The 14,285-nt window shown below is 71.7% G+C and carries 12 protein-coding genes and 1 riboswitch; of the genes, 7 read left to right on the top strand and 5 right to left on the bottom strand.

The genetic code is table 11. The annotated features are described in order from the left end of the window. Nucleotides 1-355: 355 nt before the first annotated feature. Nucleotides 356-1,741, bottom strand: a complete 1,386-nt coding sequence (locus AMK13_RS45750; protein WP_143204493.1) for a LamG domain-containing protein — start codon at nt 1,739-1,741, stop codon at nt 356-358. 94 nt (nt 1,742-1,835) lie between these two features. Further along, the gene (locus AMK13_RS05835) at nt 1,836-3,056 is read right to left on the bottom strand and encodes a ricin-type beta-trefoil lectin domain protein (protein WP_074001409.1); all 1,221 of its coding nucleotides are present in this window, start codon (nt 3,054-3,056) and stop codon (nt 1,836-1,838) included. 435 nt (nt 3,057-3,491) lie between these two features. On the opposite strand from AMK13_RS05835, the gene AMK13_RS05830 reads away from it, so the two are divergent. The 5 genes from AMK13_RS05830 to AMK13_RS05810 all read left to right on the top strand — a co-directional run bounded on the left by AMK13_RS05830 (nt 3,492) and on the right by AMK13_RS05810 (nt 11,551). After that, nucleotides 3,492-4,910, top strand: a complete 1,419-nt coding sequence (locus AMK13_RS05830; protein WP_107086463.1) for a glycosyltransferase family 2 protein — start codon at nt 3,492-3,494, stop codon at nt 4,908-4,910. A gap of 5 nt (nt 4,911-4,915) precedes the next feature. Then, nucleotides 4,916-6,034, top strand: coding sequence for a glycoside hydrolase family 26 protein (locus tag AMK13_RS05825; RefSeq protein WP_143204492.1), 1,119 nt, complete (start codon nt 4,916-4,918; stop codon nt 6,032-6,034). After that, nucleotides 6,034-7,725, top strand: coding sequence for a glycosyltransferase family 39 protein (locus tag AMK13_RS05820; RefSeq protein ID WP_079271881.1), 1,692 nt, complete (start codon nt 6,034-6,036; stop codon nt 7,723-7,725). The genes AMK13_RS05825 and AMK13_RS05820 overlap by 1 nt, the downstream gene beginning before the upstream one ends. 49 nt (nt 7,726-7,774) lie before the next feature. Continuing rightward, nucleotides 7,775-7,931, top strand: a riboswitch (cobalamin riboswitch). 192 nt (nt 7,932-8,123) lie between these two features. After that, nucleotides 8,124-10,535, top strand: coding sequence for a ribonucleoside-diphosphate reductase subunit alpha (locus AMK13_RS05815; RefSeq protein WP_049652373.1), 2,412 nt, complete (start codon nt 8,124-8,126; stop codon nt 10,533-10,535). A gap of 20 nt (nt 10,536-10,555) precedes the next feature. Beyond that, nucleotides 10,556-11,551, top strand: a complete 996-nt coding sequence (locus tag AMK13_RS05810) for a ribonucleotide-diphosphate reductase subunit beta (RefSeq protein WP_074001568.1) — start codon at nt 10,556-10,558, stop codon at nt 11,549-11,551. Between the two features lie 65 nt (nt 11,552-11,616). Here AMK13_RS05810 and AMK13_RS05805 read toward each other — a convergent pair whose 3' ends face one another. Both AMK13_RS05805 and AMK13_RS05800 read right to left on the bottom strand, forming a co-directional pair. Further along, the gene (locus AMK13_RS05805) at nt 11,617-11,841 is read right to left on the bottom strand and encodes a DUF397 domain-containing protein (RefSeq protein ID WP_074001407.1); all 225 of its coding nucleotides are present in this window, start codon (nt 11,839-11,841) and stop codon (nt 11,617-11,619) included. Between the two features lie 2 nt (nt 11,842-11,843). Beyond that, entirely contained in the window at nt 11,844-12,701 is an 858-nt protein-coding gene (locus AMK13_RS05800; RefSeq protein WP_074001406.1) for a helix-turn-helix domain-containing protein, read from the bottom strand. A gap of 227 nt (nt 12,702-12,928) precedes the next feature. Here AMK13_RS05800 and AMK13_RS05795 point away from each other — a divergent pair, with 227 nt between their 5' ends. Beyond that, a complete protein-coding gene (locus tag AMK13_RS05795) occupies nt 12,929-13,366 on the top strand; it encodes an ATP-binding protein (RefSeq protein ID WP_074001405.1) in 438 nt (145 codons plus the stop codon). Next, entirely contained in the window at nt 13,363-13,641 is a 279-nt protein-coding gene (locus AMK13_RS05790; protein WP_074001404.1) for a hypothetical protein, read from the top strand. Before AMK13_RS05795 ends, AMK13_RS05790 begins: the two co-directional genes overlap by 4 nt. Before the next feature lie 70 nt (nt 13,642-13,711). Here the strand turns inward: AMK13_RS05790 and AMK13_RS05785 are convergent, their stop codons facing one another. Further along, on the bottom strand, nt 13,712-14,185 hold the full coding sequence (locus tag AMK13_RS05785; RefSeq protein ID WP_074001567.1) for an SRPBCC family protein: 474 nt from the start codon (nt 14,183-14,185) through the stop codon (nt 13,712-13,714). Between the last annotated feature and the right edge of the window lie 100 nt (nt 14,186-14,285).

The following is a 14,285-nucleotide window of genomic DNA, read 5'->3' as shown; positions in this document are numbered from 1 at the left end:
CTCATCTGGGACTTCGCATCCGGACGCGCCGTGGAGCGCGCGCCCCGGGGCGCGCTTCGGCCGCCGCCCCACACTGCCGGGGGCGGCGGCCGGACGTTCACGGGGGCCGGTCGGCCCCGCGGCGGATCCCGCGGGACCCGCCCCTGGCGGTGCTAGGGCCTGTCTTCGAACTCGCGTCTGCGGGGCGACGCCGGGGCACGCACCTCGCCGCGTTGTCGTCGGTCGCCAATGGCCCCCAGCCTTCGGCCGGGAGGTGCCCCCACCGCAGTGGCTCCCTCCTCCGCCTTGCGATGCACGCACCCCAACGCCGCCCCGCCCGCCCACCGGGCGGACGACGGGAGTTCGAAGACAGGCCCTAGCCGCCGAGCCAGGCGCCGGTCGGCGCGATGGACGGCGGCGAGCTCGGGCCGGCCACGATCTTGACGATGTCGGCCTCGGGCAGCACCTGGTCCCACACCTGGATGTCGGCGACGGCGCCGTGCCAGGGGTCGGCCCACTGCGAGTTGGAGCTCAGCCGGCCGACCTGGAGGGAGTTGCTGCCGCTCGGCTGCACCCCGGCCGACTTGGCCGAGGACTGCGGAGCGCCGTTGACGTACAGGGTGAGCTGGCCCGACGGGTCGTCGTACACGCCGGTCAGCAGCACCCACTGATTGACCGTCGCGTCGCCCTTGGACCAGGCGATCGCCGAACCGCCGCCCGGCACCTGGACCTTGAAGTACCACTGGTCGTGCCCGTTGTTGCCGGCCCGGCCCAGCGCGAACGAGTAGTACTGGCCGTCGCCCTGGCTGACCGCGCTGCGGTTGCCGTTGGGCACGTCGACCAGCACCCGCGCGGAGACGGTGAAGCTCTTGTTGACCTCGACGACCGACGTGGAGGTCGAGGCGAACGAGTCCTGGCCACTGGGCAGTTTGAGGACCTGCCCGGAGAATCCGGCCATCGTCCCCTGCTTGGCGTCCGCCCCCAGGTTGAGCGCGGCCGCGCCCTTCTTGGCGGGCAGCGAGCCGACGGTCGGCGGGCTGTCGATGCCCTTGAGCGGCGGCGCGCTCGTCGTGTTCGACGGGCCGGTGACCGTCGGGGTCGGCGAGCCGGCGCCGTGGGGCACCGGCGTCTTCTCCTTGCCGTGCTGGTAGTACCAGTACCCGCCGCCACCGGCGGCGGCCACCACGACCACCGCGGTCACCACGCCGATCAGCTTGAGCCTGCGGCCGCGCTTGGCGGACTGCTCGTTCTGCTCGGCCAGCGCCTCCCAGTTCGGCGTGCCGGCCGGGGAGACCGCCGGGCCGGGCGGGGGGACGGGCGGCTGGAAGCCGCCCTGCTGCTGCCAGTGCGCCACGGGCTGGCCCGGCTGCGGGCCCGGCGGGAAGGGCTGCCCGACGGCCGGACCGGGCTGCGGCATCGGTGCCTGCGGCTGCGGCTGAACCGCCTGCGGCTGGACGGGGTGTGGTGCCACCGGGCCGGGCTGCGGCGCCACCGGACCGGGCTGCACCGGCCCCGGCGCCACCGGGGCGGGTCCGCCGCCCTGGTGCGGCACCGGCGGCACCGGCTGCGCGACCGGATGCGGCGTCATCTGCTGGGGCTGCGCGGGTGCGGGCGGCGGCCCGTAGCCGGACGCGGGGCCGAAGGCTCCGCTCGGGAACTGCGGTGGCACACCGGTGGCCGGAGCGGGCCCCCCGGCCGGTGCCTGCTGCGGTGGCGTGGCGGGCTGGCCCGGCTCGCCACTCGGTACCGGTCGATCGCTCATGGCCCGAATGCTAGGGCATCCACCCCGACACGCCCATGGGGGGTGCGCGGACGAAACGTCAGCACGGCCGGGGTTTCCCGGGTGCGACGCCGGCTCACGCGAGCCCGTTGTAGGGCAGCTTCCAGCGCTGCGAGACGGTGTCCGCGCACGGGCGCAGGAGCACCGCCGTGCCGTCCGCGAGCGCCCCGCCCGCGGTGCCCAGGCACAGCCCGGTGTCCGGGTGCTTCAGCCGCTGCCCGGGGGCGGTGACCCAGCGCTGGGCCGAGCCGCCGGTGCACTCGGCCAGGGTCACCGAGGAGCGGTCGGCGCCCGGTGCCAGGCAGGCCGCTCCGCCGCGCAGCGAACCGTCGTTGCCCACCGTCCACCCGGTCGAGACGGCCTGGTCGCCACAGGATCCGACGGTCACCGGGCTGCCGGCGGTCCCGCCGCCGCCGTGCCGCAGGCAGATCCCCGGGGCACCCGCCGGGACCTCGCCGGCCGGCAGGCCGACCCGGTTGTGGAAGGCGAAGGAGTTGCTGCGCAGGCCGGTCCCGCCGCTCCAGACCTCGAACCCCGCCTGCACTCGGCAGAGGTAGGAGCTCTTCGGGACGTAGCCGCGTGCCATCGCGTCGGCGGTGAACAGCCGCAGGTCGAGGCCGCGGGTGGTGTGGGTGGGTGCCGTGCGGACGTAGCTGATCACGCTGTGCGGACCGGTGATCGGCGCCTGGTAGACGTGGTAGCTCGCGTCCCCGAACGGCAGGGCGTCCGCCACCTTGTCGCCGGCGGGCCGCACGTTGTCGGTGGCGTCCAGCCAGATCATCACCTCGGCGCTCTCCCCCGGCAGGCAGTTGTCCGGGCTGGAGCCGTACCAGAGGTCGAAGGAGAGGTTGAAGGAGCCGCTCACCCGGCCGTTGGCGTCCCAGTCGGCGGTGGCGTCGCCGAGCGCGCTGACCGGCACCGGCAGTCCGCTCGCGCCCGGGGCGGTCGAGACGTTGGGGTAGGCGCCCGGGGCGAGCGGGTTCTTCGGGACGAAGTCGTTGATCCGGGACACCGTGAACCCGCTGTCCCCGACCGGGTCCACGCAGACCGTGCCCGCGGTGTTCCACGGGTTCGGTTCGAGGATCTTGGCGCCGCCGTCCATCGCCAGCTTGGGGAACGGCTCCTGCGCGGTCGAGCAGATGCCCGGCCCGGACAGCGCCGTCGCCGGGCCGGCCGGCGGCTCCACCGCCCCGACGTCGCCGCTGCACCCGGCCAGCAGCGCGGCGACCGCACCGAAGGCGGCGACCGCCCGCAGGCCCCGCGCCACGCGCCCGGCCGCGCCGTCCTCGATGCCCATCGCTCTCCCCCGAACCGTCCTCGCCCGTCGAACGGACAACCGTACACAGGCGCTCCGGCCGCACCCCCGTTCACATCACGATCGGAGCTCGATATCGGTTCCGGGCGGCCGGTCGAACAGGGGGAAGCGGACGCAGAGCGATCGGTCCCGTACGATCCTGGCGTCCCCTGGTGCCCGAGCGACAACGGCCACCACCCGGGGACGGTTCAGACTCAGTACGGCTTCGGGGGAGTAGAGCACGTGACTGTCACCGAGAGCGCGCGACTCGCGGGAAGCGGTCAGCCGCCGGTCTCACGACGCCGCAGCCGGCGCGGCCCGGCCGCCCGCAACCGGTGGGGCCTGCTCCCCCAACCCCCGGACAACACCGAGAAGTACCTCTACGCCCGCACCAACCTGTGGGTGCTGACCTGCTTCTCCCTCATCAGCTTCGCCTGCATGGTGGCCAGCGAGATCGGGCTGCTGAGCGCGACGCCGTGGTTCCTCTTCTTCATACCGCCGCTCGCCTTCACCATCGTCTACTACCTCATATCCCGCTGGGTGCACGGCTTCAACGAGACCTTCGACCTCTCCGCCCACCGGGCCCTGGTCAAGTCCTGGCAGCCCGAGCACCATCCGACCGTCGACATCTTCCTCCCGGTCGCCGGCGAGCCGATCGAGGTCCTGCACAACACCTGGACACACGTCGCCCGGCTCCGCGACCAGTACCCGGGCGACGTCACCCCGTACGTCCTCGACGACAGCAACAGCCCGCAACTCGCGCAGATGGCCGTCGACTTCGGGTTCGTGTACGGCACCCGCGACAAGCTCGGCTGGTTCAAGAAGGCCGGCAACCTCCAGTTCGGCTTCCGCAACTCCGACAGCGACTACATCCTCATCCTGGACGCCGACTTCGCGCCCCGGCCGGACCTGCTGAACGAGATGCTCCCCTACATGGAGGCCGACCCCCGCCTCGGCATCGTCCAGTCCCCGCAGTTCTTCCGCATCCTGGACTCGCAGAACTGGATCGAGCGCGGCGCCGGCGCCGTCCAGGAGCTGTTCTACCGGACCGTCCAGGTCTCCCGGCAGCGCAGCGACGGCGCCATCTGCGTGGGCAGCTGCGCGGTGTACCGGCGCGCGGCGCTGGAGGAGAACGGCGGCACCACGCTGATCGGCCACTCCGAGGACGTGCACACCGGGTTCGACCTGCGCCGCCTCGGCTGGGACCTCCAGTACATACCCGTCGCGCTGGCCACCGGCGTCTGCCCGGACAACGTCGGCGGCTTCTTCAACCAGCAGTACCGCTGGTGCACCGGCTCGATGAGCCTGCTCGGCAGCAAGAAGTTCTGGCAGACCAAGCTGCGGCCGATCACCCGGGCCTGCTACCTGTCCGGCTTCTTCTACTACATCCACACGGCGCTGTTCACCGTCGTCTCACCGCTCATCCCGATCGTCCTGCTGCTCGCCCGCCCCGACCTGATCCGCTGGGAGAACACCGCGCTGGTGCTGCCCGGCCTGCTCTACGCGACGGTCATCTTCCCGCTCTGGCACCGCAACCCCTACCGGCTGGAGGCCTGGGCCGCCCGCATGATGTACGGCTGGGCGCACGTCTTCGCCATCTGGGACATCGTGCGCCGCAACCGGATGGCCTGGCAGCCGACCGGCTCCAGCGGCGCCAAGCGGAACAGGACCCGGCGGTTCTGGATCGGCGTCATCGCCTGGGGCGGCGGAACCGCCCTGCTCTGGGTACTGCTGAGCATCTGGCGGATGCTCACCATGGGCCCGCTGAACTTCGCCCTCGTCCTCGCCTCCGGCCTCTTCTACGCCACCATCGTGGGCCGGGTCCTCGTCCAGCCCCGCCCGACGGAAGCAGTGTGATCGCCATGACCGCCCACCCGAGACGGGCCGGCCGGGTCCGTCACCGGCTGGCGCTCCCGCTGCTGGCCGCCGCCGGCCTGCTGCTCACCACCGCGTGCGGCCCCGAGGACCCCGGCTTCGCGATGCAGAAGGACCTCGCCCAGGCCGCCCCGGCCGCCACCCCGGCTCCCGGCGCCCCCGGGACTCCCGGCACTCCGGGCGCGGCCCCCGCCGCGGGGGGCACCGCACCGGCCGCGCCCGCCACGCCCAAGGCCCTGCCGGCCGGCGTCCCGTACGACGTCACGCCGCTGCTCAGGCCGAGCCACAAGTACCTCGGCGCCGCCCTGCCCGACGTCCCCGCCACGATGGACGCGCTGCCCGGCTACCGCGACGCGATCGGCAAGCAGCCCAACGTCCTGGAGTTCTACGCCCACTGGAAGGGCGGCTTCGACACCGCGGGCGCCCGCCGGATCCACGACGCCGGGGCGCTGCCCTTCATGGCCTGGGAGCCGCACGACCGCTCGCTCGCCTCGATCGCGGCCGGCGACACCGACGACTACGTGCGCGGCGTCGCCAAGGCCGTGGCCAAGTTCAACCTGCCGATCGCCGTCAGCATCGCCCACGAGATGAACGGCGACTGGTACCCGTGGGGCCGTCAGGCCGCCACCCCCGAGGACTTCGTGGCCGCCTGGCGCCACGTCCACGACCTCTTCGACCAGGCCGGCGCCACCAACGTGATCTGGGTCTGGAGCCCCAACATCACCGACCCCGCGCCCAACACCCGCCTGGAGCCGTACTACCCCGGCGACACCTACGTCGACTGGGCCGGCATGACCGGCTACTTCACCAAGACCGGGCCCAAGACCTTCGACGCGCTCTACGGCCCGACCATGGCCGAGATCCGCGGCTTCTCCCAGAAGCCCTTCTTCATCAGCGAGACCGCCTCCGAGCAGGGCAAGCGCCAGCACGCGGACATCGACCAGCTGTTCTCCGGGCTGGAGGCGCACGACGACATCGTCGGCTTCGTCTGGTTCAACATCGTCAAGCGGGCGGACTGGCGGGTCGAGGCCGTGCCGGACACCCTCGCCGCGTTCAAGCAGCGCGTGTCCGACCCCCGTTACGGCTTCGACATCCGGAACCCCTGATGAGCACTGAGTCCGAGTTCTCCCCCGTCCCGCACGGCCGCTCCGCCCACGACCCGGCCGCCGAGCCGGACCCGGACGGGCCCGGCGCCGTGGCGGTGGACAGCCCCGACGGGCCCCGCCCCGCCGTGGCGGTCGACAACCCCGACGGCGTCGAGCTGGCCCCGTACACCATCCCGCGGGTCCCCGCGATCGGCTGGGACCCGGGCACCAGCCCCCGGCGCCGGTGGATCGCCCGCGGCCTGCTGGGCGCCGTCCTCACCGTCCAGGCCGCCCTCTCGCTGCGCCTGCTGGCCGCCGCGCACCCCGACGAGGCCGCCGCCATGGTCGCCGGCCGCCAGCAGCTGGCCCACCTGCTGCACGGCACCCCGGTCACCACCGACCTGGTCGACCGGGTGCACGGCTCGCCCTGGCTCTACCCGCCGCTGGCCGGCGCCGCCGCCGACGCCAACGGCATCTGGGGCACCCGGCTGCTCAGCCTCGGCTTCGCGCTGCTCACCACGGTCCTGCTGTACTCGCTGACCCGGCGGCTGTTCAACGAGCGGGTCGCCATCTGCGCCATCGCCGGGTACGCCGTCCTCCAGTCCACCGTGGTGGTCGGCTTCTACGCCGCGCCCGAGTCCCTCGCCGTCCTGCTGGTCGCCCTCGCGGCCTGGACCACGGTGTTCACCGCCGGCCGCCATCCGGCCCTGGCCCTGCTCGCCGCCCCGCCCACGGCGCTGGCCTGCGCCACGGCCTACTCCGCGGCCTTCGCCGTCCCCGCCCTGGTGGCCCTCGCCTTCGCCTGCGCCCGGCCGTACCACCGGGTGGGCCCGGCCGCCCTGCGCTCACTGCTGACGGCCCTCGGCACCCTCGTCCTACTGCTCCCGTACGGCACCCTCGGCAGGGTCGCCGGGTGGTCGCCCTCGCGCGGCAACGCCCCCGGCTCGGCCGGCTCGGTCCTGCTCGGCACGCTCCAGTGGGCCGGCCTGTTCACCGTCCTCGCGGTGGCCGGCACCATCGCCTACGCGCGCCGCGAACAGATGCCCGAGCACGACGCGCCGGAGAAGGAGCCCCTCCCCACCACCCGGGGCCGGCGCGCCCTGCTCGGGGCCGTCCTGACCGCCACCGCCCTGCTGGTCCCCGCCGCCCACCTGTGGACCGGCACCTCCGGCGCGCTGTTCCGCCACCTCGGCTACGGCATGCTGCTGGCCGCCCCGCTCGCCGGGGTCGGCCTGACCCGGCTGGTCGGCGCCCACTTCCGCCACCCCCAGCTCGGCATCCTGGTCTGGGTCGCCCTGCTCGCCCTCGGCCTGGAGCAGTCCGCGCTGCGCTACCAGAACGGGCCCGACTCCGGCCGCCTGCTGGCCGTCCTGCGGGTCCACACGGAGCCCCAGGGCCGCTACCTCACCGAGGTCGACGGACTCGCCGAGTACTACCTCGGCGGCGTCTCCAAGCCCGAGCAGTGGGTCTCCGCGCGCGCCGGCACGGACTACCGCGACGGGGCCGGGGTCGAGCACCACGGCGACGACGGCAGCGTCGCCGCGATCCGGGACGGCTGGTTCACCATGGTCGTCCTCGACAGCACCGCGCCGAGGGCCACCGACCGGGCCCTGAGCGAGGCCCTGGGCGCCGCCGGACACTACCGGCTGGTCGCCCAATTCACCTCGCCGACCGGCGATTCGAGCACGTACAAGGTCTATCTGAAGCACTGACCGGCTGCCCGGCCCACGCACATCCGCGACACGACAGGCACAACATATGGTGCCGCCGCAGTCCGGCGGCACAACATGTATGCTCGCTTCTGCTGTCGATGCAGGGGAACCCGGTGCGAATCCGGGACTGCCCCGCAGCGGTGAGCGGGCGGCTCCAGCAGCCGCACCCCGCGAGTCCGAGTACCTGCCGACGGCGTGCGCCACGGCCCTCCCGCAGAGGCCGCGCCGGCACCAGCAGTACCCCTCCGGGCCTCGCGGGCGGGCCGGGGAGTCACCTCGCGCGACGCTTTTTGCGTTCGCGCCGTGCTCCCCTGCCCAGATCGGCCCGGTGGCCCCCCGAGCACCGCCGCCGATCGCCGCCAGGAGAGAGCGCCTTGACCACCGCTGCCTCAGCCACCCTGCCCGCCCAGGGCTCCGGTACCGCCTTCACCGACCCGACGGTCTCCGACCCCGGGGGCGCGCTGCTGCGGCTGCTCACCGACCGCAGCACCGACCTCACCGAGGTCGACCCCGGCCATGTCGCCGCCGCCGCGCTGCGCGGCCGCCACGCCGGCTCGGACTTCGCCGAGCTGCGCGGGCTGGCCGTGGACGCCGCCGCGTCGATGATCGCCGAGGACCCCCAGTACTCGAAGCTGGCCGCCCGCCTGCTCGCGCTGGAGATCGTCGACGAGGCGAACAGCCAGGGCTCGGTGTCCTTCTCCGCCTCGATCGCCGTCGGCCACACCGAGGGCCTGATCGGCGACACCACCGCGGACTTCGTCGCCAAGCACGCCGCCGCCCTGGACGCGCTGATCGACACCGCCGGCGACGACCGCTTCGAGTACTTCGGCCTGCGCACCGTGCAGTCCCGCTACCTGCTGCGCCACCCGATCACCCGCAAGGTGATCGAGACCCCGCAGCACTTCCTGCTCCGCGTCGCCTGCGGCCTGGCGGTCGGCGACAGCGAGCAGTCCGTGCGCGAGGTGGCCGAGCTGTACGGCCTGATGAGCCGCCTGGAGTACCTGACCTCCTCGCCGACGCTCTTCAACTCCGGCACCCGGCACCCGCAGATGTCGAGCTGCTACCTGCTCGACTCGCCGCTGGACAACCTGGACTCGATCTACAACCGCTACGCGCAGATCGCCCGCCTGTCCAAGCACGCCGGCGGCATCGGCCTGTCCTACTCGCGCATCCGCTCGCGCGGCAGCCTGATCCGCGGCACCAACGGCAAGTCCAACGGCATCGTGCCGTTCCTGCGCACCCTCGACTCCTCGGTCGCCGCCGTCAACCAGGGCGGCCGCCGCAAGGGCGCGGCCTGCGTCTACCTGGAGACCTGGCACGCCGACATCGAGGAGTTCCTGGAGCTCCGCGACAACACCGGCGAAGAGGCCCGCCGCACCCACAACCTCAACCTGGCGCACTGGATCCCGGACGAGTTCATGCGCCGGGTCAACGCCAACCAGGACTGGTCGCTGTTCTCCCCGGCCGACGTGCCGGAGCTGGTCGACCTGTGGGGCGCCGACTTCGACGAGGCCTACCGCAAGGCCGAGCTGGCCGGCAAGGCCGTCCGCACCATCCCGGCGCAGACCCTGTACGCCCGCATGATGCGCACCCTGGCGCAGACCGGCAACGGCTGGATGACCTTCAAGGACGCCTCCAACCGCGCCGCCAACCAGACCGCCCTGCCGGGCCGCACCGTGCACTCCTCCAACCTGTGCACGGAGATCCTGGAGGTCACGGACGACTCCGAGACCGCCGTCTGCAACCTCGGCTCGGTCAACCTCGGCGCCCACGTGGCCCCCGGTGCCACCGTCGACGACCTGCTCGGCGCCATGGACTGGGAGCGCCTCGACGCCACCGTCCGCACGGCCGTGACGTTCCTCGACCGCGTGGTGGACATCAACTTCTACCCGACCACCGAGGCCGGCACCTCCAACTCCCGCTGGCGGCCGGTCGGCCTCGGCGTGATGGGCCTCCAGGACGTCTTCTTCAAGCTGCGGATCGACTTCGACTCCGCCGAGGCCGCCCGCCTGTCCACGCTGATCGCCGAGCGCATCATGCTCACCGCGTACGAGCGCTCCGCCGACCTGGCCGAGCAGCTCGGCCGCCACGAGGCGTACGGCGAGACCCGCGCCGCCCGCGGCGAGCTGCACATCGACCACTTCCCGACGGCCGCCCCGCAGTGGGCCGACCGCTGGACGGCGCTGCGCGCCCGGATCGCCGAGACCGGCCTGCGCAACTCGCTGCTGCTGGCCATCGCGCCGACCGCGACCATCGCGTCCATCGCCGGCGTGTACGAGTGCATCGAGCCGCAGGTGTCCAACCTGTTCAAGCGCGAGACGCTGTCCGGCGAGTTCCTCCAGGTCAACCCGTACCTGGTGCGCGAGCTCAAGGAGCTCGGCGTCTGGGACCAGCAGACCCGCGACGCCCTGCGCGACGCCAACGGCTCCGTCCAGGACCTGAACTGGCTGCCCGCCGGGGTCCGTTCGCTGTACCGGACGGCCTGGGAGCTGCCGCAGCGCGCGCTGATCGACCTGGCCGCGGCCCGCATGCCGTACCTGGACCAGAGCCAGTCCCTGAACCTGTTCATGGCGGCGCCGACCATCGGCAAGCTCAGCTCGATGTACGCCTACGCGTGGAAGGTGGGTCTGAAGACCACCTACTACCTGCGTTCGCGCCCGGCCACCCGCATCGCCCAGGCCGCGTCCGGCACCGCCCGTGCCGCCGCGCCGGCGCCGGTGCCCGTGAACACCCCCTCCCTCACCCCGGAGCAGGAAGCCGCCATCGCCTGCTCCCTGGAGAACCCCGAGTCCTGCGAGGCCTGCCAGTGACCACCCCCGAAGACCGCAAGATGCTGCTCGACCCCGGCTTCGAGCTGACCCTGCGCCCGATGCGCTACCCGTCGTTCTACGACCGGTACCGGGACGCGATCAAGAACACCTGGACCGTCGAGGAGGTGGACCTGCACTCCGACGTCGCCGACCTGGCGAAGCTCAGCGAGGGCGAGCGCCACCTCATCGGCCGGCTGGTCGCGTTCTTCGCGACGGGCGACTCGATCGTCTCCAACAACGTGGTGCTGAGCCTCTACAAGCACATCAACTCGCCCGAGGCGCGCCTGTACCTCTCGCGGCAGCTGTTCGAAGAGGCCGTGCACGTCCAGTTCTACCTGACGCTGCTGGACACCTACCTGCCCGACCCGGAGGACCGCAACGCGGCCTTCGCCGCGGTGGAGAACATCCCCTCCATCCGCCAGAAGGCGCAGTTCTGCTTCAAGTACATGAACGCGGTCGACCACATCGACTCGCTGCAGACCAAGGAGGACCGCCGCGCGTTCCTCCTGAACCTGATCTGCTTCGCGGCTTGTGTGGAGGGCCTGTTCTTCTACGGCGCCTTCGCCTACGTGTACTGGTTCCGTTCGCGCGGCCTGCTGCACGGTCTCGCGACCGGCACCAACTGGGTGTTCCGCGACGAGTCCATGCACATGGACTTCGCGATGTCGGTGGTCGACACCGTCCGCGAGGAGGAGCCCGACCTCTTCGACGACGAGATGGCCAAGCAGGTCACGGAGATGCTGGAGGAGGCCGTCGAGGCCGAGCTCCAGTTCGCCCAGGACCTGTGCGGTGACGGCCTGCCCGGCATGAACACCGCCTCGATGCGCGAGTACCTGCAGGCCGTGGCGGACCAGCGCCTGGCCCGCCTGGGCCTGCCGATCCGCTACGGGTCGACGAACCCGTTCGGCTTCATGGAGCTCCAGAACGTCCAGGAGCTGACCAACTTCTTCGAGCGCCGCGTCTCGGCGTACCAGGTCGCCGTCGAGGGCTCCGTCGCCTTCGACGACGACTTCTAGGAAGAACAGAACGAATGACAGAGGTGCCCCGCACGGCCGTGGCCGTGCGGGGCACCTCTGTCATGTCAGTTGGTCGAAAACTCCCCGGCCTTGACCCCAGCGAGGAAGGACGACCAGGCATCTGCCGGGAAGAGCAGCGCCGGCCCGCCCGAGTCCTTCGAGTCACGAACCGGTACCGCGCCGGGCAGGCCCACAGCCACTTCGACGCAGTCGCTCTGCGCACCCGAGTACGACGACTTACGCCATTCAAGGCCGGCAACAGCAGCAACCGGCGGGAACGTACTCACCATTTCTAGATCTTGTCCTTTGCACGCTCGATGAGTGCGACCGATTCGGTACGTGGCAGCGACTCCGCCAGGGCACGGCGGAACAGGTTGGTGTACTTGAACACTTCCTCCGGCTCCTCGATGTAGAGCGTGCTGAGCAGGCTGTCGACGTACACCACGTCCGTTTCGGTCGCTTCAGGGAAGCTCAAGATGGCGACGGGGCCGAAGAGCGCCGCATGGACATCCGATTCCTCCGGCAGGACCTGGATGTTGATGTTCGGCTGTTCGGCGCTGGCAACCAGGAAGTCGAGCTGCTCCTGCATGACCGCGCGGCCGCCGATCCGGTGCTTCAGCACGGATTCCGACAGAACGACCCACATACGAAGCGGCGCTTCCCTCATCAGCACTGCGCGCCGCTCCTGGCGGACCTTCGTGAGGCGCTCGACCTGCTCCGCACCAGCGTCCTCTATCTGCGCGCGGACCACCGCACGTGTGTAGTCCTCTGTTTGCAGCAGCCCCGGCACCAGGAACGTCTGGATGCTGTACATGTCCGACGCATCGGATTCCAGTGCGATGAAGTCGGCATAGAGCGGCGACAGCGTGTCCGAGTACCGATCCCACCATCCTCGCAGACGGCCTTCGCGTGACAGCGCCTCCAACCGACTTCGGGCCGCTGGGTCCGCCACCCCGTACAGATCAAGCAGCAGCCGGAGATCCACCAACCGAACGCCTGACTGAGCGGCCTCAATTCGGCTGATCTTGCTCTCGGCACACGCAAGTTGCCGAGCCGACTGGGCAATCGTCAGATCAGCCCCGGTTCGCAGCTCTTTGAGTGTTCGAGCCAGCCGCCGCTGCCGAACCGTCGGGTTCTTGTTCACGGGCACCGCCGCGACCTCCCCACTTCTGTGAGCTGTCAGTCTGCCCCCGTCAGGCACCGACAACAATCTTTGATCACTTCCAAAGTGGGGACTTGCCTTTGGAAGTCCCCAGGAGCATGCTACTCACCGTAGCTCGCATGTCGACACATTGTGATCATGGCGGGCTAGTCACCCGGGCATCCCCATGCCTTCTTCAGTCGCTCTCACCTGCACACTCCAGAGGTGGCCCCGCCATGCCTGAAGACCTCTCCCCCTCCCCCATCCCCGCCGAGCGAACCTGCTGGTTGCCCCGGCACCGCAAGGCCCCCCGCGCCGCCCGCTGGGAGCTCCACGACTTCCTCCTCCCCCACCCCTCCGGCGAACTCCTCGTCTTTACCGGGGAGTTGCTGGTCAGCGAGCTGGTCACCAACGCCGTCCGGCACTGCCGCGCCCCGCGCGACCGGATGATCTTCGTCCGCTTCCGACTCCTCCCGGACGACACCCTCCGCATCGAGGTGCACGACGCCGACAGCGAGAAGCCCTCCCTCCGCCCCGCCTCCACCTCCGCCGAGACCGGCCGGGGCCTGTCCCTCGTCCAGCAGCTGGCCACCCAGTGGGGCTGCTGCCCGCGCAAGGGTGGCGTCGGGAAGTTCGTCTGGTGCCACGTCTCCCCCGAGGCGGACGCCGCGTGAGCGCCGTCCGGGCCGGGATCGCCGGCGTCATGCTCCCCACCGACTTCCCCAGCCTCGACCACGCCCTTCCCGTCCTCTGGGAGCGCGTCCGCAAGCTCCCCGTCCGGGAGGCCCACCGGGACTTCATCCGGATCTGCATCGGGCCGGGCGGCGGCCAGGGCATCGCCACCTGCCTCTCCCGCAACGACAGCTGGAGCGTCACCCTCTACGTCGGCGAGATGACCGACTGGACCTCCCACCTGATCACCATCACCACCACCGCCCCGCAGCCCTGAACTCCCCCGTCCCCGCCCGGCGTTCACGCCGGGCGGGGAGGCACTCCCACCACGACCACGCCCGCCGCCGTCACCCGGCGTCGCCGTTCCCGGCCCGTCGGCGGCCGGCGGTGAGGTCGGCGTCGGCGGCGGCGAGGATGCGGCCGAAGGTGTGGGCGATGAGGGGCTTGGCCAGGGCCCGGGTGAGGGCCGCGCCGAAGGGCAGGCGGACCTGGAAGGTGGTCGTCCACGCGACCTCCGTCCCGCCGGGGACCTCGGTGAAGGTCATCCGGCCGAGTTCGTGCCGGGACGGCGGCAGGCTGCGCTCGACCGTGTAGTCGAAGCCGTACGGCCGGTTGTACGCGGTGACCCGCTCGCGGAACCAGCCGATCGCCCAGGTGTGCACCCGCACCGCCCCCACGCCGTACGGCGCACCGGCGCCCGGCCGGGCCAGGCGGGCCCGGAGGATGAGCGGGGAGCGGGTGTAGTTGGTGGTGGTGGCGCACCAGTCGAACACGTCCTCGATCGGTGCGGCGATGACGCGTCGGACGGTCAGGGTCTCCATGGTCATGTCCCCTCTCTCGGTCGGCGGCGGCGCGGACTGCGGCCACCGCGCCCGACAGATGGACCGGGGAGCCGTCGGAAACGTGACACCGGGGCCGCCG

Source organism: Streptomyces sp. CB02056 (assembly GCF_001905545.1).
In the GTDB taxonomy this organism is placed as follows: Bacteria; Actinomycetota; Actinomycetes; order Streptomycetales; family Streptomycetaceae; genus Kitasatospora.
Note: the sequence above shows the minus strand (reverse complement) of the source record. Positions and strands in the feature narration are given on the sequence as shown.